The organism is Sodalinema gerasimenkoae IPPAS B-353 (genome assembly GCF_009846485.1).
GTDB lineage: Bacteria > Cyanobacteriota > Cyanobacteriia > Cyanobacteriales > Geitlerinemataceae > Sodalinema > Sodalinema gerasimenkoae.
The window spans coordinates 1,773,258-1,796,489 of the sequence record NZ_ML776472.1; the positions used below are offsets into that span (position 1 = coordinate 1,773,258).

The following is a 23,232-nucleotide window of genomic DNA, read 5'->3' on the forward strand; positions in this document are numbered from 1 at the left end:
CCATGACTGCCAAACGCCTCTCAATCTATGACACCACCTTGCGCGATGGCGCCCAATGTGAAGGACTATCCCTCTCCCTAGAGGACAAACTCCGCATTGCCCATCAACTCGATCGCCTTGGGGTTCCCTTTATTGAGGGCGGTTGGCCCGGCGCCAATCCCAAAGATGTCAAGTTTTTCTGGCAACTCAAAGAACAGCCCCTCACCCAAGCGGAAGTCGTGGCCTTTTGTTCAACTCGTCGTCCGGGACGCAACGCTGCCGACGATCCGATGCTGCAACCGATTTTAGCGGCGGGAACGCGCTGGATTACCCTCTTCGGCAAATCCTGGGATCTCCATGTCACCGAAGGCTTAAACACAAGCCTGGAGGAAAACCTGGCCATGATTCAGGACACCATCGAGTATTTCCGCAGCCAGGGACGACGGGTTATCTATGATGCTGAACATTGGTTTGACGGCTATAAACAAAATCCTGACTATGCCCTCAAAACCCTCAACGCCGCCGCCGAAGCTGGGGCAGAATGGTTGACCCTCTGTGACACCAATGGCGGAACCCTCCCCCATGAGGTGACCCAAATTGTCTCCGAGGTGATGGGGGAGATGGGCGACGCCGTTCCCCTGGGGATTCATACCCACAATGACAGTGAAATGGCGGTAGCTAACGCCGTAGCCGCTGTTTTGGGAGGGGCCACCATGGTCCAGGGAACCATCAACGGCTATGGCGAACGCTGTGGCAATGCCAATCTTTGCTCGGCGATCGCCAACCTACAGCTTAAATTGGGCTATCACTGTCTCGACGACGACCAACTCGCCCAACTGAGCGAAACCAGCCGCTTTGTCAGTGAAGTGGTGAACCTAGCCCCCAACGATCGCGCCGCTTTCGTCGGCCGTTCCGCCTTTGCCCATAAAGGGGGCATCCATGTCAGTGCCGTAGAGCGCAATCCCCTCACCTACGAGCATATTCGCCCCGAAGCTGTCGGCAATCAGCGGCGCATTGTCATCTCCGATCAGTCAGGACTGAGTAATGTTCTAGCCAAAGCCCGCAATTTTGGCATTGATCTCGACAAAAAAGACCCCGCCAGCCGCGAAATCCTCCATCGCCTCAAGGGACTCGAAAATGAAGGCTATCAGTTTGAAGCCGCCGAAGCCAGCTTTGACCTACTGGTGCGGGAGGCCTTAGGGCAACGGGAACGCTTCTTTGAGGTGAAAGGCTTTCAAGTTCACTGTACCCAAGCTGGGGGGAACGAAGACAGTAACTCCCTGGCCACCGTAAAAGTTAACGTCAATGGGCACGATAGCCTCCAAGCTGCCGAAGGGAATGGCCCCGTTTCTGCCCTGGATGCCGCCCTACGCAAAGCTCTTGTGGATCAATTCCCCGGCATTGCTGACTGTCATCTCGTTGACTATAAAGTCCGCATCCTAGACAGTCAATCGGGAACCTCCGCCAAAACTCGGGTGCTGCTCGAATCGACGAACGGTCATGATCGTTGGACAACCGTGGGAGTTTCCGCCAATATCATTGATGCCTCTTACCAGGCTGTAGTAGAAGGACTAGAATACGGCTTATTGCTGCAAAAAGGCGCAAAAAAAGTTATTCAGACCTTCTAAGCACCTAAAATGACCAGCTCACATCAGCCAATTGAGATTTAGAGAATTTTAGGCAACCTGTCGAAATCGGTATCCCCGAACTATAATGGGGGGAGGTGGCTCTGAAACCGCTGTTCACTCAGACACAGGGTGACCCCTGTTTCCGCCAATTTCTGCGATCGCCTTGATTTTTTGTTCCATAGGCTACATATTTTTGGTAGTCGCGATCGCACTATAATGGTTAAATGTGTGAACAGCCATTGGCTGCTTTTCGCGAAATTCAAAGTTCCTGTGTTTTAAGGTGTGAGGGAAGATGCGTAAACTAACATGGCAGATTCTGCTATTCAGCCCGCTACTAGCGGCATTCTGGGGGCTAAACGCTCCTGCTCAAGCTAAAGAAGCAACGGTTGACTCCGGTATCAGCCCCGTCAAGGCTGACCAACTGACCGATGCTGACTTTGGCAGCAAACAACTTTCCGTTGGCGATTTCATCGAAGCCAACGAAGGTCAAAGACTTCGCCAAGATAATGGCAACCAAGAGGTTGTCTCGCTCGACCAGGTGACCTCGGTCTCCCAGCTCAGCGACGTCCAACCGACAGACTGGGCATTCCAAGCCCTCCAGTCTCTCGTTGAACGCTATGGTTGTATCGCCGGTTACCCCGACGGGACGTTCCGTGGCAACAACTTCATGACTCGTTATGAATTTGCCGCCGGTCTGAACGCCTGTTTGGATCAAATCGTCGCCATCGTCGGTGGCGGTGATGAAATCGACCCCAGCGACTTAGCCACTATTCGCCGTCTGCAAGAAGAGTTCTCCGCTGAACTGGCAACTCTACGGGGCCGCGTGGATGGTCTGGAAGCTCGCGTCTCGGAACTCGAAGCTAACCAGTTCTCCACCACCACCAAACTAGAAGGGGAAGCGGTCTTCGCCATCGCGGATGCCTTCGGTGGTAGCAACGTCGGTGTCGATGACAACCAAACCGTCTTCCACAACCGGGTTCGTCTTGGGTTCGTCTCCAGCTTCAGCGGACGCGACCAACTCTGGACTCGTCTTGATTCCGGTAACGCGGCAACCTTCAACAACCTCGACCAAGGGGTCTTCACCCACAACTTCGACAACGGCGGTGGTGTTGACATCGGTTGGTTGGCGTACTACTTCCCCCTCGGCGACAACGTTCAGGTCTACCTGCCTGCGTCCGGTGGTCTCTGGCAAGACTTCGTCCCCACCATTAGCCCCTACTTAGAAGGCTACACCGGTGGTGAAAACGCCCTGACCAGCTTTGCTGAATCCAACCCCATCTACAAAATTGGGACGGATGCAACTGGTGTTGGTGTCAACGTTGACCTGACCGACAGCATCATGTTGTCTGCGGGTTACTTCGCCGCTGATGCGTTCAGCCCTAACCGCGCTGAGGGTCTATTCAATGGTAACTACTCCATCATGAGTCAGTTGACCTTTGATTCCGGTGACTTGCAAGTGGGCTTGACCTACAACCACGCCTTCTTCAATGCTTCGGGTACTGAAAACGGCATCTTCGGCCTTGGCCCTGGTACCACCCGTGGTGTGCAGCCCTTCGGCGATGCAGCCGCCCTCTACACCAACTCCTACGGTCTCTCCGCCGCTTACCAGCTTTCGGATAGCTTTGCCATCAACGCGTTTGGCGGTTACACCAACGCCAACTCCCGTGCCACTGGCAAAGATAGCGCGGACATCTGGTACTACGGTTTAGGTCTAGCCCTGCCTGACTTCGGTGGACAAGGCAACCTCCTCGGTTTAATGGCCGGTGTTGAACCCTACGTGGGTGGCTTCAATGAGAACAGCTCTCGTGGTGCCGGTGCTGATGACACCCCGGTTCACGTTGAAGCGTTCTACCGCTATCAGCTCAACGACAACATCTCCATTACCCCTGGACTCATCTGGTTGAGTGCTCCTCAAGGTAGCCGGAATGCTGACGATGCCTTCGTCGGTGTTCTTCGCACGACCTTCTCCTTCTAGGACACCCTCTAGGACAATGGTTTCAGGTCAGTCTTTGACTGGCTGACCCTCTGATTCATAAAACCCCACACTCGCTGTGGGGTTTTTGTCTTGTTGCTCCTAGAGGAGAGCTGGGGCGGCTTCATAGGCCTCTAAATCTAAGGTTGCCAGTTGGTGATAGGCCCCCTCAACGGCCCGTTGACCCCGGAGGAAGCCTGTGCTGGCGCCTGGACAGATTAGAGATAGAGTCTCTGGGGAAAAGCGATCGCGCAACTGGGCGACACTGCGCAACTGCCGCCGCCAGTGAAAGGTTTTCGCCGTGCGTAGGGGCACAACCTGTCCTTTGGGATTGGGCAATAGATGACGACCGGTAAATAAAATTCCTCCTTGTTGAGGGTAATAGAGACAGGCAGAACCGGGCGTATGTCCCGGAGTCCAAATTCCCTGAATCTGGGAAGAAATCTGAATCTCCTGTTGAAATGAGGTGACCTGGGCCTCTGGCAGCAGATAGGCTTCTTGTTCCTGGATAATGAGTTGACAACCGCTGCGTTTCTGAAACTGGGTGGCATTGCCAATACTGTCGCGATGGGTAATGAAGAGCGATCGCACCCCGCCCTGACGCTCTAAAAAGTCCTGAGTTTCGGGGGTAGATGGGGGAGTATCAATCAGGACGTTGCCATCTTTTTCTACAATAAGGTAGGCGGTTCCTCCCAGGGTGTCCCGATTGGGGGGAAACGCAAAAATATTCGCTCGGACAATGCGGGGTTCTTTAGACATACGTGATGACTTTTTGGTTACTGCTGATACTTGGACTGATTACCTACATTATCTTGCAGCGGAGCGTTGCCAACATCACGCGAACCCCGGTGTGGTTGTTGTGGTTGGTGATGATGACTCCTGCTGTGGTGCTGATTCTCTGGGCAGAAATGACCCCAGAAGAGGGGGCCGTTCCGGCTTGGGGGGCGATCGCCCTGATGACAGGCTGCTTTATCCTCTATCTCTGGCTACTCTACCGGGGACGCACCACCCCCGAGGAACAGCCCCGGCCAACGGTGACGGCCACAGAACTCTCCTCCTCTCTAAATAACCTCAAAGAACAATTGCGGCCCATCGCCCCTGGTGAGGAAACGCAACTACGAGACTGCTTTAACTGGTCGGTGTATGCGCTACATCAACTGGAATATCGACCCCAAGCCGTTATTTGCCGAGGACAACTGCGCACCAACCCTGATCGCGCCTATCGCACTATACGCGATAACATCCAAAAACAATTCGGCGATCGCTTCCTGGTGGTACTCCAAGAAGGGGAAAACCGCAAACCCCTATTTGTCCTCGCCCCCAACCCCAATCAACAAACCCAGACCACATCAGCTGATCCGACTGAACATCCGGCCATTGCCCTGGGACTGTTCCTGATTACCCTCTTCACCAGTACCACCGTCGGCGTCGAATTAGCTGGCATCGAGAGCGATCTCTGGCAAGCTGACCCGAGACTATTACTCGAAGGACTCCCCTATGCCTGCGCCCTGCTGGGGGTCTTAGGGATTCGTGAATTGGGGCGCTATGCGATCGCCCGCCGACATGAGCTAGAAACCAGTCTCCCCTACTTCATTCCCTTTCCCTTTTTCCTCGGAACCTTAGGGGCTTTTCTGCGGATTCGCTCCCCCATTCCCAACCGTAAAGTTCTCTTCGACACCAGCGTCGTCGGCCCCATCCTGACCTTTATCGTCAGTTTTCCCCTCCTACTGTGGGGACTCTCCCAATCCCAACTGGTTCCAGCCTCAGAAACCTCAGGCATCCTCAACTTTGAGGAACTCATCCCCACCTTTTCCCTCCTCCTATCGGTCTGTAGTGGAGTGTTACTACCCGGGTCCTTAGATCCATCCCAAGCCATTGAATTACAGCCCATTGCCATCGTCGGCTATCTCGGATTAATCTTAAGTGCTTTTACCTTGATGCCCATTGGCCGCCTAGATGGGGGACAAATGGTCCATGCAATGTTTGGACGACGTACGGCCCTCGCCATCGGGCAAATCAGCCGCGTCCTTATGCTCTTGCTGGCGATCTTGCATCCAGAACTCTTTGTATGGGCCTTGCTGTTGTTCCTGATTCCTCTACGGGACAGTCCTGCCCTCAACGATGTCAGCGAGTTGGACAATAAACGGGATGTCCTCGGCTTAGTCAGTCTGTTTCTGCTGGCATTTATCTTGCTTCCGGTGCCGCAGATGTTGACTCAGGCTTTATCGTAGAGAGAAGGCAAAAGAAGGCAGTAGGCAGTAGGCAGTAGGCAGTAGGCAATAGGGGGGAGAAGGAAAAAGAAGGCAACAGGCAACAGGCAATAGGGGGGCGTTTGTCTGGGGCGACAATGAATCTGTAATTAGTTTTGAGTGTGAATTATGCCGAACGTACGAGTGATTGGTGGTGGACTGGCGGGAACCGAAGCCGCTTGGCAGGTGGCCCAATGGGGGGTTCCTGTGGTTCTTCAGGAAATGCGCCCCCTGCGGCAGTCTCCCGCTCACCATTCTCAGGAACTGGCCGAACTCGTTTGTAGTAACTCCTTTGGGGCTAAAGCCAGCGATCGCGCCTCGGGATTGCTTCATGAGGAATTGCGCCGTTTGGGATCGGTGGTGATTGGCAAAGCCGATGAACATGATGTGCCAGCCGGTGGGGCCTTGGCCGTCGATCGCGGTGTGTTTAGCCGGGATTTAACTCAAACCTTGGCTCAGCATCCCCTGATTACCCTGGAACGGGAGGAAGTCCAGCGTATCCCTGACGATGAGATTGTTGTCCTGGCTACGGGGCCCCTCACCAGTGAAGCCCTGGCTGATGACCTACAACGGTTTACTGGCAGCCAATATATGAGTTTCTTCGATGCGGCAAGTCCCATTGTGGTGGGGGAGTCTATTAACACTGAGATTGCCTTTCGGGCCTCGCGCTATGACAAGGGGGATGCGGACTATTTCAACTGTCCCATGAACCAGGAGCAGTATCTCGCCTTCTGGCAGGCTCTGTGTGACGCTGAACAAGCTGAGGTGAAAGACTTTGAGCGGGAGACGGCTAAGTTTTTTGAAGGCTGTCTCCCCATCGAGGAAATGGCGAAACGGGGTGAGGACACCATGCGTTATGGCCCCCTGAAACCCGTGGGCATCCGTGATCCGCGATCGCCAGACCGGTTTTACGCGGTGGTTCAATTGCGCCAGGAAGACAAAGCCGGCCAACTCTGGAATATGGTGGGATTCCAAACCAACCTCCGTTGGGGAGAACAGAAACGGGTGTTTCGCCTGATTCCTGGCTTAGAAGAGGCAGAATTTGTCCGAATGGGGGTGATGCACCGTAATACCTTTATTAACTCCCCCGAGTTGCTTCAGCCAACCCTTCAGTTCCATAAACGTCCGACTTTGCTGGCTGCCGGGCAACTCATTGGCACTGAAGGCTATACCGCTGCTGCTGCTGGGGGGTGGTTGGCGGGCACCAATGCCGCTCGGGTAGCCTTGGGGTTAGAGCCGGTTTCTATGCCTAAAGACACAATGATGGGGTCCTTAATTGAGTTTGTTACCTCGGCCAGTCCCAAACATTTTCAACCTATGCCTCCCAACTTTGGCATTATCCCCAGTTTGGAGATGAGAATTCGTAATAAGCGCGATCGCTATGGCAAATATCGCGATCGCGCTCTGGAGAGCTTAACAACTTGGCAAAAACAACTACACCCTGCCGTAGTGTCGTGAACTTGGTAAAACCCTTAGTTTAAATCCCGGGCTGAGATAGCTCGGGATTATTTTTGTCAAGAGGGGATTTACCCGAATTTGTCAATGATCAAGATCTCTTAATTTTTGCTTTACAATCATACCCAGGGTAGATTATTTACGAAAAATTAAGAAATAGGATCGAAAATACAAACGTGATTGACAACTTCTCGGTTATGTCTACCCAACGCTGCCTTGTTCCACCTGTCGCCGATTTATTTTTCCAAGCCTGGTGTGCAGGGACTCTCGGGCCAGATGACCGTTCCCACGTCAGGGATGTCCTCCTAACAGACAGCATGAGCGAAGAAGAACGTCTCGCCATCGACCGTCTGATCCATTGTGTTCGCCGAGGCTGGCTCGTGATGCACCCACCATCGAGAGCCTAAGGCTAAGCCGTTGAGGTTCTCGGGGATCTAAAGAGAAACCCAGAAAACACTCAAGAGACCACAGCGTTTGATATGGTGTTGTCAAATATCTCCCTTGTAGTTTGCCCATCGTATGAACGTACACACGGTATCGACTCAACCCTTCCCAGACCAGAAGCCCGGAACATCAGGGCTTAGAAAGCAGGTTCCGGTGTTTCAACAGCGGCACTATCTTGAAAATTTTATCCAAGCCATCTTCAACAGCCTCGAAGACTATCAAGGTAAAACCCTTGTCCTCGGTGGCGATGGACGCTACTACAACCGCACTGCCATCCAAACCATCCTCAAAATGGCTGTGGCCAACGGCGTCGGCCGGGTTCTCGTGGGTCGGGGGGGCATCCTCTCGACCCCGGCTGCATCCTGCATTATTCGTAAAACCGGAGCCTTCGGAGGCATTATTCTTTCAGCCAGCCATAATCCTGGGGGACCCGAGGGAGACTTTGGCGTTAAATTTAATACTAGCAATGGCGGCCCCGCCCCAGAAAAAGTTACATCAGCTATTTTTGAAGCCAGCAAGACCCTTGAGGGGTATAACATCCTAGAAGCCCCGGATATTGACCTGGACACCCTGCTGATCACCCAACTCAACGAGACCACCGTTGAAGTGATTGATCCCGTCGCTGATTATGCGGATTTGATGCAGTCCCTCTTCGATTTTGACCGCATCCGCGACTTTCTCACCTCCGGGGACTTCCGTCTCTGTATGGACCCTCTCCATGCGGTGACCGGCCCCTACGCTCATCTGCTGCTAGAAGAGCGGTTGGGGGCAGCACCAGGAAGCGTGCAAAATGGAACTCCCCTTGAAGACTTTGGCGGGGGGCATCCAGACCCAAATTTAGTCTATGCCCATGACCTAGTGGAGCTAATGTTTGGGGACAATGCCCCCGACTTTGGGGCCGCCTCCGATGGGGACGGCGATCGCAATATGGTGTTAGGGCGCAAGTTTTTTGTGACTCCCAGTGATAGCCTGGCCGTTTTGGCCGCCAATGCCCACCTCGTCCCTGGATACAAAGAGGGCTTAGCTGGGGTGGCCCGCTCAATGCCCACCAGTGCCGCCGTCGATCGCGTCGCCGAGAAACTAGGCATCAACTGCTACGAAACCCCCACCGGTTGGAAATTCTTTGGCAACCTTCTCGATGCCGGACAGGCCACCCTCTGCGGTGAAGAGAGTTTCGGGACTGGGTCAGACCATGTGCGGGAAAAAGACGGCCTCTGGGCCATTCTGTTTTGGCTGAATATCCTGGCAGTGCGTGAGCAGTCCGTTGAAGAGATTGTGCGAGACCATTGGCAGACCTATGGACGCAACTACTACTCTCGCCATGATTACGAAGGCATCGACTCCGGTAATGCTGACCAACTGGTGGAAGGGCTGCGATCGCAACTGCAAAGCCTACCCGGCCAACGCCTGGGCAAGTACGAGGTCGACTATGCTGATGACTTCAGCTATACCGACCCCGTCGATGGCAGTGTCAGCAAAAACCAAGGCATCCGCATCGGCTTCACCGATGGCTCCCGCATTGTCTTCCGCCTCTCGGGGACCGGAACCCAAGGTGCCACCCTGCGGCTGTACCTAGAAAGCTACGAACCTGATTCGAGTCAACATGGTGCCGATCCTCAAGATGCCCTGGCCGAGTTTATTGCCATCGCTGAGGATGTGGCGCAGATTCGTCAGTATACTGGCATGAATACTCCCACCGTCATCACCTAACCCCCCCCAGTCCCATCTGAATCCCACCCCTAAGAACTATGCTCACACCCGCCAGAACCGTTGCAATTTTTCAGAGACAAACCGAACCCCAACGTTATAAAGCCGGAGAGGTGATTTTCAAGGAAGGGGAACCCGGAGAGACCATGTTTGGGATTATCGAGGGGGCCGTTGACCTCGTCGTGGACGGTCAAGTGGTAGAAACCATTGATACTGGGGATGTTTTCGGTGAAGGGTCCCTCGTCCGTGATAAGGGCACCCGAGCCTCAACAGCCGTGGCGAAAACCAATTGTACCCTCGCTGTCATGGACTTACAGAAATTTCTGTTTGCTGTCCAGGAGACCCCTATGTTTGCCCTAGAGATTATGTATAGCCTGTCTCAACGGTTGCGGCATTTCAAACACCCCAATTCCTAAATATCCCATTGTGATCCGCCCCACGCAGGCGGTCTCCTGTCTAGGGCGGATCACCGTTCCCGAACTTTAGGTTAGACCCTGCGACGTTCGGGATTTTTCTCGCGGAACAACTGGCTTACAGCTCCCGTCAGCGGAACCAGACCCCAATAATCCTGAATGGATAGCCATTTTTGAGTATTAGCGTGGAAGACACTAGATCGATTAGTATTGCCTTACCAGTGGCCAAATACCTCTGGCGGCATCAACGAGACTATGATCCAATTCGGTTCATGTCTTAAGGTGTGTATAGATTACTCGATTAGATTGAATTGACAGGAGCGATGACTGAAGTCTTCCGCGTCGGCGAGCAAGTAATTACAGAAGCAGAAATCCCGCAACTGCTCAAGCGTTATCAGCTACTGCCACAATTTTTGCAGGGGCTAGTCATTGATCAGGCGATCGCCGAGTTCACCTGTCCTGACGAGGAGCGACAAGCTGCCGTCCAAAAATTCTGTAAGCAAAACCAGTTGACCTCTCCGGAGATCCAACAGGCATGGCTGAAAGCCAATGGTATGACCCTCGAAGAGCTAGAAGCCCTCGCCATACGACCCATATTATTACAAAACTTTAAGGAAAAAACCTGGGGGCCAAAGGTGCGATCGCACTTTATGACCCGTAAAGCCAGCTTAGATCAAGTGGTCTATTCCCTCATCCGCACCCAAGATGAAGGATTAGCCCAAGAACTGTACTATCGCGTTAATGAAGGGGAACAAACCTTTGAAGATTGTGCCCGCGACTATTCCCAGGGCCCCGAGGCTCGAACGGGCGGCAAACTCGGCCCGGTCTCCCTCAACCGCCCTCACCCCGCCATTGGCAAACTCCTCTCTGTAAGCCAACCCGGACAACTTTGGCCCCCTCGTCCTCTGGCAGAATGGTTTATCATTGTTCGCCTAGATGAGTTTCACCCGGCTCAGCTTGATGCGGCCATGCATCAGCGGATGTTAGATGAACTTTATGTCAACTGGCTTCAACAAGAAGTTCAAAGCATCGCCGCCGATTACTTCAAACGCATGTCTTCACCCCCAGCGTCCGTATGACTCAGACTACCTCCCAACCCCAAATTTCCGATTTTCTGGCTCAAACCGCCCCCTTTGACCGCTTGAAACCAGAAACCCGGCAGCAATTGGCAGCAAAAGCTCAGCTGCTGCGCTATCGCATCGGTCAAGCACTGTTAGTGCGGGAGAAGATGCCCGCCCAAATTTCGATCATTTATCAAGGACAAGTGCGGGTTCTCGGCTATGACAGCCGCAATGGTCATTCCACCAGTTTGCGCTTAGTGGGTCCCGGAGAGGTCCTCGGCTGGATTAGTGTGGTGCGCGATCTTCCCTGTGAAACCGCAATGGCCTCAAGTGAGACCATTTGTGTCAGCATCAATGTCAACGACTTTCGTGAGTGTCTGCGGCAAGAAAAAGACTTTAACCGGGCCGTGCGGGAGCATCCGAGCCTGATAGAGGTCTTTGAACTCAGTAGCGCCGAACTACAACGGCGAGCTGATGCGACGGCTGATCTCAAAACCCTGTGCTATGACCTCTGGTCTGAGGCCCAAATCGTTGATATCCCCAAAGGGGAACACGTCGATCCAACCCGCTTAGATTCTAATCTCCTCTGGTGTGTCAGTCGTGGAGAACTGCCCGATGCCAAAGTGGGCGATCGCCTCTATCCAGGCCGCTACAAACCCATGCGGCTCGACAGCTCCTTACGCCTTGTTGGGGTACCTTGGAGTGCGAAGGTCGCTCAAGCTGTTTCCTCTACTCAACTCCCTCAAGCCACTGAGCCAGGTACAGACAGCCAAACCGAACCCGATGGCTCACAGGAGTCCCCTAATGGCTCCCCCAACGGTAATGGCAGAACCCTCGTTCCCAGTAGCAGTAGCTCCCTAGCCAATGTCCCGGAAGCCCCACCACGACCGCCAGATCCCCCGCGAGATCCCTTAGCTCCCCCACCGCGCTACCCTCATATTCGCGGCAGTGGCCCCATCGGCTCTCCCCTGGCTTGCTTCCATATGCTCTGCAAGTATATGCGGATTAACTTCCGTAAGGATGCCATCCGTAAATTGCTCGAACAGCAGTTAAAAAGCAAGGGGGCCGTCTCGCTTTATGGCTGTGGCACCATCATGCCCACCCTAGGAGTACAAGCTCAACTAGCTCGCATTCCTAAAACGTCCCTGGGACGGCTGCAAGCACCGGGGATGATGAAATGGGAGGATAGCTATGCCGTCCTCTATAGCATTAGCGAGAAGGAAATCGTCCTAGCCGTGCCCGAAATGGGCGTCCTCCATCGTACCCCCGCCCAAGTGGCGGAAATGGTGGAGGGGGATGTGGCCGAGGTTGTCTTAGTACAACCCCCCTCCGGCGACCAGTCCGAGAAATTCAGCATGTGGTGGTTCCTCCCCTCCATGCTGCGCTATAAAAAAGTCCTGATTGAGGTCTTTATCGCCTCCTTCTTTGTCCAGTTGTTTGGACTAGCTAACCCACTGCTGACCCAGGTCATCATTGACAAAGTCCTAGGTCAACGCAGTATTGAAACCCTAAACATTTTAGGGGTCTTCATGATTGGGGTGGCGTTGTTTGAGGCGCTACTGACCAGTTTACGAACCTATCTGTTTGTTGATACCACCAACCGTATTGACCTGAACCTCGGTTCAGAGGTAATTGACCACCTATTCAGGCTTCCCCTCGGCTATTTCGATAAACGCCGGGTGGGGGATATCGCCGGACGGGTGAATGAGTTGGCCAACATTCGTCAGTTCGTTACCGGAACCGCCCTAACGGTAGTACTCGATGCGGTGTTCTCGGTGATTTATATCGCTGTGATGGTGACCTACAGTTGGCTGCTAACCCTGGTGTCCTTGGTCACGGTTCCCTTCTTCACCGCTTTGATTATCTTCGTTTCCCCGATTGTGCGGCGACTGCTGCTGAAACGGGCAGAACGCTACGCTGATGCTCAATCCTATCTCGTCGAAACCCTGAACGGGATGCAGACGGTGAAGGCACAAAACATTGAGTTAACCTCTCGCTGGAACTGGTACGAACGCTATGCTCGCTATATGAATGCGGGCTTCCGAACCATTTTGACGAACACTGCCGCCAGTTCCGTGGCAGGCTTCTTGAATAAACTCTCCTCCCTGTTGCTGTTGTGGGTAGGGGCTTATTTGGTAATTAACCAGGAACTAACCCTCGGTCAGCTCATCGCCTTCCGGATTATTTCCGGGAACGTGACCGGGTCACTGCTGCGGTTTGTCCAGGTTTGGCAGAGCTTCCAGGAAGTGGGGATGTCCATCGAGCGTCTGCGGGATATTCTCAACTCCCAGCCTGAGAGCAACGACAGCGATCGCCTTAACATTCCCCTGCCAAATATCGAAGGACACGTTAAATTTGAAGATGTCTGCTTCCGCTTCGTTCCTACGGGCGCATTAAATGTTGCCAATGTCAATATTGACTTTCCCGCTGGGTCCTTTGTGGGCATTGTCGGACAAAGTGGATCGGGTAAGAGTACCCTAATGAAGCTGCTACAGCGGCTTTATCCCCCAGAAACCGGACGGATTCATATTGATGGCTATGACATCAATAAGGTGGAACTCTATTCTCTGCGCCGTCAGGTGGGAGTGGTGCTGCAAGATACCCTCTTGTTTAACAACACCATTAAGGCCAACATTGCTCTCAATAACCCCGAGGCGACCGATGAGGAGATTATCAACGCCGCGAAAGTAGCAGTCGCCCACGACTTCGTCATGACCCTACCCCAGGGCTATAACACCATTGTGGGGGAACGGGGGTCAGCCCTCTCTGGGGGACAACGACAACGGATTGCGATCGCCCGGACGGTGCTACAAAAGCCCAACTTGTTGATTCTCGATGAAGCCACCAGTGCCCTGGACTACAACCTCGAAAGTCTGGTTTGTCAAAATCTAGTAGAAGAGTTCCGAGGGCGCACGGTGTTCTTTATTACCCACCGCTTACCCACCGTACAGGGGGCAGACTGTATCTTGATGATGGACAACGCCGCCCTGGTGGAACAGGGAACCCATGAGGAGTTGATGGCACTTAAAGGGCGCTACTACTGTCTATATGAACAGCAACAGTCTCAGTTGTAAGTGGAAGTCCGTCATGTTAACGTCTGTCATGCCGAGGATGGGGCACTGCTGATCTGTCGAAGCCAAGGGAAACGCCATGAATATCGAACGAATTGAGTCTATCCAGGAACAACCGGTCATCCTAGAACAGCCCGCCTTTTGGACAAGGGCCCTGATTTGGTTGATTGTCGCTATCACCACCTCCGGCGTGGTTTGGGCCTCGTTGGCCAAAATGGATCAGTCCATCCCGGCTCAGGGAAAATTGGAACCCGAAGGTTCGCTGCGGGAAGTGAAAGTCCCCAGCGGTGGTATGGTACGCGAAGTCCATGTGGCCGGGGGCGATCGCGTCAATGAAGGCGACTTGCTGGTCACGTTAGACTCAACGGTGTCTCGGGCTTCGGTGGAATCTCTACGAGAGGCCCGAGATCAACGACGCAGTGAGGCGCGGGCCTTCCAAGCTCAAGCAGAAGGTTTAGATCTCGGTGTCCTCGATGGAGTGGGTGAGTTCGATCGCACCCAAATTCAGCGGGTTCAGGCCCGCCGTGCGGAATTGGCCTCCCAAGAAGATGCCACCAATAGCCAAATTCGCCAATTCGAGTCTCAACTAACTCAAACTCAAGGCCAGATTATTGCCCTGGATGCCCAGATTTCCAGTCTGCAAAATCGCCTGCGGATTGCTGAAGATGGACGTAACTCCGATCTCCAACAGTTAGCGACGGCTGAAGACCGCCTGCGGGAGTCGCGACAACGTTTAGAACGCTCGCGCTCAGTCTTAGAAGAAGACCGCAATATTCTGGCGGATTTAGAGCCACTCCTCGAAGATGGGGGAATTGCTCGTCTGCAAGTCACCCGCCAACGCCAGCAGGTGATGAACCGGGAACAGGAAGTTTCCAGCGCCCAGGATGATATCTTGGCCCGACAGTCCCAAATTACTCAGATTCGGGATACCCAGCGGCAACGGGAGTCGGAGATTGAAGGCTTACAATCGGATTTATTAGCCCGACGAGCGGAACAGGATCGCCTTCGCGGAGAGTTAGACCGCCTGCGGGAAGGGATCAATGAAGCGCAGGCCCGCTTGCGGACAGTTCGAGCTAGCTCGGAACGGGAGGCGTATCAAGCCATTTCCGAAAATCAACGGCAAGACACCCAGTTAACCAGTCAGTTAGCCGCCGCTGAACAGGAGTTGCGCTTTACGGAGTTGCGATCGCCCATTGATGGGGTCGTCTTTGAAGTCTTGCCAAACTTCGGTCAAAACGAAGAAACGGGCAGTTCTGGCTTTGTCCTCAACACCACGGAACCAGTGATCACCATCGTTCCTAACACCCGACTGATTGCCAACGTCTTTGTTACCAACAACGATATTGGCTTCATCACCACCGGCATGGAAGTTGAAGTTCAGATTAACGCCTTCCCCGCCATGGAATTTGGTACGATTCCTGGAACCCTAACCTCCATTGGCCAGGATGTCTTGGAACCGGATCAAAACCGTCCTTTCTATGCCTTCCCCGTCACCATTGAGTTGGAAGACCAACATTTTGACCTGCCCAACTCCGATATGCGAGTTCCCCTGCAATCGGGGATGGCGGTAGAAGCCAGCATCAAAGTTCGTGAGCGGACGGTGATGAGCTTGTTCCTCGATCGCTTTACCGGAAGTGCCCGTACCCTAGAACATCTACGCTAAGGTGTGGTGGAAACGTCTGGGGAACTCTCCAGGAACAACTTGGCTGCTTTGGGGGGCGATCGCCCTAGTGCTATTTAAGCTCTGGGCGATCGCTCACTTGCCCATTCACGCCTCCCTCGCCTACCACGACAACCTCCGCTACATCATTCGTGCCACCCAGCTCCTCCAGGGGGATGTTCCCTACGACGGTCTCGTCTTGGCCCGTCAGCCAGGATACCCCGCCTTCATTGTCGCCAGTTACTATCTGGGGATGCCCCTACGGCTCTCTCAAGAACTACTCTATCTAGCAGCCGGTGTGTTTCTCGGGGTCAGCCTTCAGCGTTGGCTCAAAGCCCCTGCCCTAACGTTTCTTTTCCTGGCGCTCTACAGTCTGGCTCCCTTCTCCTACCACTGGAACCGGCAAACCCTCCAGGAAGTCATTTACCTTCCCCTCACTGCCGTCTTCTTAGGAGGCTGTCTCAATCTCCTCCAAGACCGTCATCGCCCCCGGGTATTTCTGCTCCATTCCCTACTTATCGGTCTCGTTTTAGCGATTTTTTGGAACACGCGACCTGAAGGGGTCTGGATACTGCCTACATTAAGCCTCTGCTACCTCTATATCGCCCAAGAACAAGGGATTTTTCGCTCTCGACCCCGTTTCGTTCATTTTGCGGCGGGACCCCTGCTGAGCCTCGCTCCAGTGATTTTCGTGACCTCAGCCCTAGCCTGGAGTAACTACCTCAACTACGGACTGTATCACACCTATGATCTGAAAACTCCCGGACTCACCGCCGCCTATAGCAGTTTACAGCGGGTCTCTCCCGGGCGTCAGCGCCCACAAATTGCCGTTCCCGAAGCCACGCGGCGAGAGATTTATGCCGTCAGTCCCAGTTTTCGCCGCCTAAAACCTGACCTGGAAATTTCCCCTGACGAAGGCTGGCGAGCCGCCTCCTGTGGCCTAGATGTCTGTGAGGATTATGTCGCAGGGATTTTTTATTGGGCCCTACGAGATGCCGTCGATGCCCAAGGATTCTATGAATCCGTGGCGGACACCGAGGACTTTTACTGGCAAATCGCCCAGGAAGTGAATGGGGCCTGTGAACGGGGCTGGTTAGACTGTCAACCCCAGAGACGGGCCAGTTTCATTCCCAGCTTATCTCGGGATCTCATCCAGCCCTGGTTGATGAGTACTCTACGCTTAGGCCATCAACTCACCCGCAGTTCCCTCGTCCTACGGCTCGATTCTGGCCTAGAAGATATCGAGTTACGAGAGCGCTATTATCAGCAAATCACCCGAGAAGCGGCAGATTTTTTCCAAGCCCGTTCTCAACCCCTCAATCAAGTCAAAGATGTCTTAATTCGCGGCATATCCCATCTATATCAAGTCCTATTTCCCATTTGTTTGGGCTTAGGACTTCTCGGCTGGATCTGGAGTTTCACCCATCCATCCCCTAAGCTGCTCATTCTGGCGGCAATCCTGCTATTGTGTATTCTCGTGCGCCTGCTGCTGGTGGCCTATATTGATGTGACCAGTTGGCCCGTGGGAGCGGGTGATCGCTATCTACGCCCCCTATTACCGGCCCTATGGCTGTTGATGGTGATGGGGATACAGGCTGGACTCCAACGTTGGCGACACAGGCAACCCCCAGCCTCTGAACCCGTTTCAACCTAAGCGGAATGGCAAGACTATCCTGATGAAACCCATTTCAATTACAATCCACCCTGAGCGTATCATTCAGATTGCCTGTGGCCTCGTCACACTCTATCTCTTCTTCGCCTTTCTCCCCCTTCCTCGCCCCATTGGCATTGGCTTAGATCCTTCCTGGAAATATGGCATCAGTCAACTCGCTGAAAATAACGTCATTTTCGGCAAAGATATTATCTTTACCTATGGAGCCTTTGGCTATTTAGTTCGCGGTGCCGTCCTAGAGAGCAACTTTTGGGATATCTTTATCTTCAAAACTCTGGTTCATGGACTCTTATTTGCCGTCACCATCTGGCGAATGATTAAATCCAAAACGGCCCTCGAACAACTGGCGATCGCCATCAGTGTCAGTTTTCCCTATTTTATCTCCGACTTTTACGAAGCTCTACAAACCGAATATCAAACCCTTTATATTATTGTTATCCTGCTCTCATTTCGAGAAATTTGGCAGGGCAAGCACGCCCACTACTGGGCGATCGGTATCGGTGCCGTGGGAGGATTCTTGCTCCATAGTAAAGTCTCCATGGGCCTACAAGCCTCCGCCTCGCTATTTATCTTTTTCGCCATTCAAGTCTTACTGGGATTCCGCAGTCGCCTGGGGATTCGTAAAAATATCCTACTCCTGTTGGACTCGCAACTCGCAACTGCCAGCACCGCCTTTCTCTTCCTACGAGTGGAGACCCTAAACAACTGGTTCAGCCTGCTAATTTCCCTAATTTTCTCGGTCTTGGTCGGCGTGGCCATGGTTCCCAAACTCCTCAAAACTCATCCCCACCTAACTCCCATTTGCCAATTCACCCCTCGGATTCTCTACGGAGTGAGTTTAACGGCCATTATTCTCCTCTCATCCCCCTCCCTTCTCGACTACCTTCAGGGCTACTCCCATATTACCGCTGGCTATTCCGGGGGCATGAGTTACATCGGCTCATCTACTGAATTAGCCTTTGTCTTCCTAGAACTCCTGGGACTCCTGTGGCTACTGTTCCTCGTTGCTAAAGATGGCAATCCCAGCTTCTCAGCGGCCATGGTGCTGCTGATTCTATTGACCTTTAAACATGGCTTTGTCCGTCAGGGGGCCCATGGCTTACGCTTTGTCTTCAGTATGCCCCTGATTGTTGCCCTCTGTACCCTCCAGATTCGTCCCGGATTTTGGCAAAAGTTCGCCTATGGCGTCCATCTGTATAGTCTAATTCTCTGTCTAGGGTTCCACCACTACTACACCAACTTCTTCTCCGACTACTATCACACCAACCTAGTCCGTCCCCTCACCCCGGCCATTGTCGCCGAGAAATTCAGCTATTTCTGGAATCCCTCCAGCCTCAAGGCCGACTTACTGGCCCAAAGTGAGGAAAACTTACAAGCCGTCACCCTCCCTCCAGAGGTGCGGGAGGTGATTGGTTCGCGGTCTGTTGATATTATTCCCCGAGAAACCTCCATGGTGGCGGCCAATGGACTTAACTGGCAACCCCGTCCCGTGTTTCAATCCCAGGCAGCCTATACCCCCTATCTGGACAACGCGAACCGAGATAGCCTCGCCAACGAACCTCGGGATATTCTCTTATATAACTTCCATACCGTGGATGCCCGACATCCCTTTTTCGATGCCCCAGCCACTGCCTTTCACTATATCTGTCACTATGGCATTTCCCCTCAAGTCCCTCAGTTGGTGCAATTGCCGGCCTTACCCAATTTGATGCTCTTAGAACCTCTCTCCCAGTCCCGTTGTGGCCAAGAACAGGGACAGCGGGAGTTATCAGTGGTCTGGGATGATTTTGCTCAGATTACGCCTGAGGATGGGGAGTTGGTACGAGCCTCGATTGAGATTGAACATTCGTTTTGGGGACGGCTGGCTAAATCCCTGTTCCGAGTTCCCCCGGTTTACATCACCGTTCGCGATTTGGCGGGAGAGGAACGCACCTATCGCATTTTGGTGGCCAATGCCGAGGGAGGCGTTTGGCTGAGTCATCTTCCCCGACATGATGGGGAGGCGTTTGAGTTATTTCAGGGACAGTTACCCCCGCGAACCTATAGTTTTAAGTTCTCAACCTTAAATCCGGGGTTGTTCCAGCCGAGGATTCGCGTCACCTTGACGGGATATGGGTTAGGTGAGTTTCAGGAACGGGCAGCCAGACGTGGGGAAATTTCTAATGCGGGGAATTAGTCGAGTTCACCGGTATTTGGGGACGCGGCTGCTGTGGGATGCGGCCTGGGTGGCGTTGGCCTTGTTTATCTGTAGTAGTCTCCGTCATGGCTTATTCAAGTCAACGGCTATGGATTTAGGTTTTTTTGACCAAGCCCTCTATTTAATCAGTCGCGGCCAAACTCCGATTATTTCCTTTTGGGGTCATCATGTCTTGGGGGGTCACGGGGATTATAGTCTCTATCTCTTGGCGGGGTTCTATCACCTGTGGCCCGATGTCCATTGGTTATTGGCAATTCAGGCCCTGGCGTTGGCCTTGGGGGGGGTGATGGTGGCGGCATTGGCCCGTCAGCAGGGGATTCATCCAACCACCGCTCGCGGGTTGGCCCTGGCATTTTGGTGTTATCCCTTGGTGTTTAATGTCAATTTGTTTGACTTTCACCCGGAGGTGATGGCGGTTCCGACCCTGTTGGCGGCGATTTGGTTGGCCCGTAGAGGGGGGACGCTGTTGGGGTTTACGGGGTTGTTGCTGTTTGTCTTAGGCTGTAAGGCGGTGTTGTCCCTGACGGTGGCGGCCATGGGACTTTGGTTACTGCTGTTTGAGAAACGCCCTCGCTATGGGGGGGCGGCCTTGGGGTTGGGCAGTGTCTGGTTTGTGCTGGTGACTCAGGTGGTGATTCCTCGCTTTCGGCCGGATGGGGTGGAGGCCCTGTTTCGCTATGACTATTTGGGAGGGTCTTTGGGGGAGATTCTGCTGAATTTAGTGAGACAACCGCAGTTGTTTTGGGGGAAGTTGTTTTCAGGAGAGAGTTTTGTCTATGTGGGATTGGTTTTGTTGCCGATTGTCTGGGGACTCTCGTGGCGGCAGTTGGCCCCGTTTTTGGGGCTATTACCCACCTTGGGCTTAAATCTGTTGGCGGAACATCCTCTGCAACGGACGCTGGAACATCAATATGGGGTACCGCTGTTGCCGTTTTTGTTTGTGGCGGTGGTGGATACTCTGGCGGCGAAGGGAGGATTATGGCGGCGGTTGGGGAATCGCGGCATGATGATCTGGTCGTTGACGGCCCTGTTGGTTTTGGGGAATCCTAATAAGTTGTTACGGGGGTTTGAGGGGTTGGAGACTTGGCACGCAACGCGGGAGGCGATCGCCCTGGTTCCGGCGGAGGCGGCAGTGTTGACGGATAATTACCTGGCCCCCCATTTAACGCATCGGCAAACGCTGTTGTTGTTGGGCCATCCGAGTCCCCTACCGATTGATTTGGAACGACCGGAGTATGTGGTTCTCAATAGTCGCTATCCCTGGAGGGCAACGGAGGAGTTGGCGAGGGGGTTGGTTCTCCATTTTTTGCAAGATCCTCAGTTTGAGGTTCAGTATCAGCGATATGAGGTGTTTGTGTTTAGGAGAAGGCAGTAGGCAGTAGGCAGTAGGCAGTAGAATTATTAATTCGTTTGATGATGACGATTGGGTTTGGGTTGGTCGGTGGGAAGATCAAAGGTAAAGGTTGTGCCTTGTCCGACTTTACTCTCTACGGAGAGTGTGCCTCCCATCATTTGGGCAAACTGGGAGGCGATCGCCAATCCTAGACCGGTTCCTCCATGTTCACGGGTACTGGAGGAGTCGGCTTGGGCAAAGGGTTGAAAGATACGTTGATGAAATTCGTCGGGAATGCCGATGCCGGTATCGGAGACGATGAAACGAACAATATTATTTTTGCGGGTGATAATAAACTGAATTCTTCCAGAGGTGGTGAATTTGGCGGCGTTACTCAGAAGATTGAGGAGGATTTGACGTACCCGTTGGGCATCACCGTAAACGCAACCTGGGGAGTTTTTATAAATAATTTCTAAGTTATTCTGGTTGGCTGTGATTAAGACATCCACCTTAGAGACTAGAGTGTCAATTAATCCTTCGACATCAAATACGTCATAATTTAAATTGATACGACCGGCTTCAATTTTTGAAATATCTAAAATATCACCAATAATTGAGAGAAGATGTCGTCCTGAACTGTGAATGCGACGGATATCTTGAAGCATATCCGGATTATCTAGATCGTCAACTTCTTCTTCTAACAGTTCACTGTAGCCAATGATGGCATTGAGGGGAGTGCGCAGTTCATGGCTCATATTAGCCAAAAACGTACTTTTGGCACGATTGGCGGCTTCTGCGGCTTCTTTCGCTTCTTTCAATTCAGACCAGCGTTGTAGTTCGGTAATATCTTGCAGGGTTCCGATCGCATAATTCTCGGTAATCTCCGCTCGCTCGCGAACCCAACGCTCGGCTCCATCACGGCGTAGAATCCGATAGTCTAAGGAGAAGGGCTTTTGCTCGGCTAAGAGGGCTTGGTAGGCTTTGGCGACGCGGAGTTTATCGTTGGGATGGAGGAATGATTCTAAAAAATCGCGGTTGGGATGGTGGGGCAGTGTACAGCCGAAAATGTCTGATATCTCTTTTGACCAATGGCTTTTCCCGTGGCTGAGATCTAAGTCCCAGTTTCCCAGTTGGGTAATCCGCTGGGCGTTTTGTAGACGCGCTTGGCTCCGTTTAAAGGAGGCTTCCGCTCGTCGTTGGGCGGCCAAAGCTGTAGCTAGGATGAGGGAGGCAATCGAAACAACTGCAATAAAGGCTTGTAGGGATAAGACGGCTTGGGTCAGGGTTCGCGCTTGGATGAAAAAGGGCCCACTATTGCGGAGAATGCCCCAGACGGCCATGGCCGCGATGATGGCGTTAATGGAGACGGTTCCTCGTTTGCCAAAGCGCAGGGCCGTCCACATAAGGATGGGAAAGGGCAGATATTCTAGGGGAACTTCGTAACTATGGGCCCGACTGCGAGAACAAAAGACAAACCAACCAATGCCGACGGAGGCGATGAGGAGTCCGAGGATTTCGAGGTAGCGTTGGAGCGATCGCTCCCGCAGTTCGTCTCGGGGCAAGTCATAGCGGCGATCGCACAGGGCCAAGCAGAAGGGGGTCACTGTGGCGATACCGCTGATTTTGCTCATGGTGACAAGCGCCCAGGTTACAGCGAAGGAGGAATCGGCGAGAGTATCGGGGCGCAGATACTGTAAGATGGCGGCTTCGATGGGGCTACTGACGACGGCGCCGACGATGCAACCAAACAGCAGTAGCAAGGCGACATCCTTCAGGCGTTCTAAGGAAGAGAGAAAGTGCGATCGCCGTAGCAAGAACGTCCCTAAGCCAACTTGTAAGCTTTGGGCGATCGCCCAGAACAGACTCAGCAGCAGTGACATTCCTTGAAGATAGGGCCCCAGGAATGCCCCCAACAGCACGCCGATTCCCAGTCGCGGTCCTCCTAACAGTAATGCAGCGAGTCCGAAGCCTGGCGGAACTCCGATCAGGGCAATTTGTAGGTCTGTTAAGGCGATCGCCCTAATGACCCAATATAAGAAAATATATAAACTGACCAGGGCTAGGATCCGGCAGGTCAGGTTCTTTTGCAGTCTTTTGAGTCGGTTCAAGGCAAAGACCATCCTCATTGGTCTGACATGGGTTTTAAGCTTGATAACAGTAGCCGACAGAACCTGAGTCTATCTGAATCACCCATGGGAGGGGGTGGAAGCACTCGGGCTAAGGACAAGTTGCGACGGGGTAGCGAGATTCGTCTCAGCTTCAATGCCTTCATTCTAAATACTATCGTTTTTCTCTTCAGTCGGAAGGGTTTTACAGCCTTTTGCTCAGAATTACAGGGTTGATGGCTAGAACGCCTGGAGCAATGAGGACTGTTAGGACTAGAGTTTAGGA

General features: G+C 53.1%; 15 protein-coding genes. 13 read left to right on the forward strand and 2 right to left on the reverse strand.

Annotated elements, in window-relative coordinates; all coding sequences use genetic code 11:
- Positions 1–2: 2 nt before the first annotated feature.
- Together cimA and L855_RS07790 are read left to right on the forward strand one after the other, a co-directional pair.
- Positions 3–1,607 (forward strand): citramalate synthase, encoded by a 1,605-nt coding sequence (cimA, locus tag L855_RS07785; protein ID WP_159791022.1) that lies wholly within the window; start codon positions 3–5, stop codon positions 1,605–1,607.
- Positions 1,608–1,899: 292 nt separating this feature from the next.
- Positions 1,900–3,582 carry an iron uptake porin gene (locus tag L855_RS07790; RefSeq protein ID WP_159786380.1) on the forward strand — a complete coding sequence of 561 codons (1,683 nt, stop codon included), beginning with the start codon at positions 1,900–1,902 and terminating at the stop codon, positions 3,580–3,582.
- A 99-nt stretch (positions 3,583–3,681) separates the two neighbouring features.
- Here the strand turns inward: L855_RS07790 and L855_RS07795 are convergent, their stop codons facing one another.
- Positions 3,682–4,338, reverse strand: a complete 657-nt coding sequence (locus L855_RS07795) for an MBL fold metallo-hydrolase (RefSeq protein WP_159786383.1) — start codon at positions 4,336–4,338, stop codon at positions 3,682–3,684.
- Positions 4,339–4,343: 5 nt separating this feature from the next.
- Here L855_RS07795 and L855_RS07800 point away from each other — a divergent pair, with 5 nt between their 5' ends.
- The 11 genes from L855_RS07800 (at position 4,344) to L855_RS07850 (ending at position 20,883) form a co-directional block, all read left to right on the forward strand.
- The gene (locus L855_RS07800) at positions 4,344–5,810 is read left to right on the forward strand and encodes a site-2 protease family protein (RefSeq protein WP_159786386.1); all 1,467 of its coding nucleotides are present in this window, start codon (positions 4,344–4,346) and stop codon (positions 5,808–5,810) included.
- A gap of 147 nt (positions 5,811–5,957) precedes the next feature.
- Positions 5,958–7,286: an FADH(2)-oxidizing methylenetetrahydrofolate--tRNA-(uracil(54)-C(5))-methyltransferase TrmFO gene (trmFO, locus tag L855_RS07805; protein WP_192925009.1), complete on the forward strand. Its 1,329-nt coding sequence runs from the start codon at positions 5,958–5,960 to the stop codon at positions 7,284–7,286.
- A gap of 194 nt (positions 7,287–7,480) precedes the next feature.
- Entirely contained in the window at positions 7,481–7,690 is a 210-nt protein-coding gene (locus tag L855_RS07810) for a hypothetical protein (protein ID WP_159786389.1), read from the forward strand.
- 112 nt (positions 7,691–7,802) lie between these two features.
- Positions 7,803–9,437, forward strand: coding sequence for an alpha-D-glucose phosphate-specific phosphoglucomutase (locus L855_RS07815; protein ID WP_159786392.1), 1,635 nt, complete (start codon positions 7,803–7,805; stop codon positions 9,435–9,437).
- Between the two features lie 38 nt (positions 9,438–9,475).
- Positions 9,476–9,850, forward strand: a complete 375-nt coding sequence (locus tag L855_RS07820) for a cyclic nucleotide-binding domain-containing protein (protein ID WP_159786395.1) — start codon at positions 9,476–9,478, stop codon at positions 9,848–9,850.
- 320 nt (positions 9,851–10,170) lie between these two features.
- On the forward strand, positions 10,171–10,926 hold the full coding sequence (locus L855_RS07825) for a peptidylprolyl isomerase (RefSeq protein ID WP_159786398.1): 756 nt from the start codon (positions 10,171–10,173) through the stop codon (positions 10,924–10,926).
- Positions 10,923–13,982: a peptidase domain-containing ABC transporter gene (locus tag L855_RS07830; RefSeq protein ID WP_159786401.1), complete on the forward strand. Its 3,060-nt coding sequence runs from the start codon at positions 10,923–10,925 to the stop codon at positions 13,980–13,982. The genes L855_RS07825 and L855_RS07830 overlap by 4 nt, the downstream gene beginning before the upstream one ends.
- Positions 13,983–14,058: 76 nt before the next feature.
- Positions 14,059–15,642 (forward strand): beta-barrel domain-containing protein, encoded by a 1,584-nt coding sequence (locus L855_RS07835; RefSeq protein ID WP_159786404.1) that lies wholly within the window; start codon positions 14,059–14,061, stop codon positions 15,640–15,642.
- Position 15,643: 1 nt separating this feature from the next.
- Complete coding sequence (locus tag L855_RS07840; protein ID WP_159786407.1) at positions 15,644–17,293, forward strand: hypothetical protein; 1,650 nt, start codon at positions 15,644–15,646, stop codon at positions 17,291–17,293.
- Positions 17,294–17,315: 22 nt separating this feature from the next.
- On the forward strand, positions 17,316–19,487 hold the full coding sequence (locus L855_RS07845) for a hypothetical protein (protein ID WP_159786410.1): 2,172 nt from the start codon (positions 17,316–17,318) through the stop codon (positions 19,485–19,487).
- Complete coding sequence (locus L855_RS07850; RefSeq protein WP_159786413.1) at positions 19,474–20,883, forward strand: DUF2079 domain-containing protein; 1,410 nt, start codon at positions 19,474–19,476, stop codon at positions 20,881–20,883. The genes L855_RS07845 and L855_RS07850 overlap by 14 nt, the downstream gene beginning before the upstream one ends.
- Before the next feature lie 26 nt (positions 20,884–20,909).
- Here L855_RS07850 and L855_RS07855 read toward each other — a convergent pair whose 3' ends face one another.
- Positions 20,910–22,961, reverse strand: coding sequence for an ATP-binding protein (locus L855_RS07855; RefSeq protein ID WP_159786416.1), 2,052 nt, complete (start codon positions 22,959–22,961; stop codon positions 20,910–20,912).
- Positions 22,962–23,232 lie beyond the last annotated feature (271 nt).

Coding starts and splice junctions, on each gene's coding strand:
- L855_RS07855 (WP_159786416.1), bottom strand. CDS start 22,961: ATGGTCTTTGCCTTGAACCGACTCAAAAGACTGCAAAAGAACCTGACC.
- L855_RS07800 (WP_159786386.1), top strand. CDS start 4,344: ATGACTTTTTGGTTACTGCTGATACTTGGACTGATTACCTACATTATC.
- L855_RS07810 (WP_159786389.1), top strand. CDS start 7,481: ATGTCTACCCAACGCTGCCTTGTTCCACCTGTCGCCGATTTATTTTTC.
- L855_RS07825 (WP_159786398.1), top strand. CDS start 10,171: ATGACTGAAGTCTTCCGCGTCGGCGAGCAAGTAATTACAGAAGCAGAA.
- L855_RS07820 (WP_159786395.1), top strand. CDS start 9,476: ATGCTCACACCCGCCAGAACCGTTGCAATTTTTCAGAGACAAACCGAA.
- L855_RS07835 (WP_159786404.1), top strand. CDS start 14,059: ATGAATATCGAACGAATTGAGTCTATCCAGGAACAACCGGTCATCCTA.
- L855_RS07845 (WP_159786410.1), top strand. CDS start 17,316: ATGAAACCCATTTCAATTACAATCCACCCTGAGCGTATCATTCAGATT.
- L855_RS07830 (WP_159786401.1), top strand. CDS start 10,923: ATGACTCAGACTACCTCCCAACCCCAAATTTCCGATTTTCTGGCTCAA.
- L855_RS07815 (WP_159786392.1), top strand. CDS start 7,803: ATGAACGTACACACGGTATCGACTCAACCCTTCCCAGACCAGAAGCCC.
- L855_RS07790 (WP_159786380.1), top strand. CDS start 1,900: ATGCGTAAACTAACATGGCAGATTCTGCTATTCAGCCCGCTACTAGCG.
- cimA (WP_159791022.1), top strand. CDS start 3: ATGACTGCCAAACGCCTCTCAATCTATGACACCACCTTGCGCGATGGC.
- trmFO (WP_192925009.1), top strand. CDS start 5,958: ATGCCGAACGTACGAGTGATTGGTGGTGGACTGGCGGGAACCGAAGCC.
- L855_RS07795 (WP_159786383.1), bottom strand. CDS start 4,338: ATGTCTAAAGAACCCCGCATTGTCCGAGCGAATATTTTTGCGTTTCCC.
- L855_RS07850 (WP_159786413.1), top strand. CDS start 19,474: ATGCGGGGAATTAGTCGAGTTCACCGGTATTTGGGGACGCGGCTGCTG.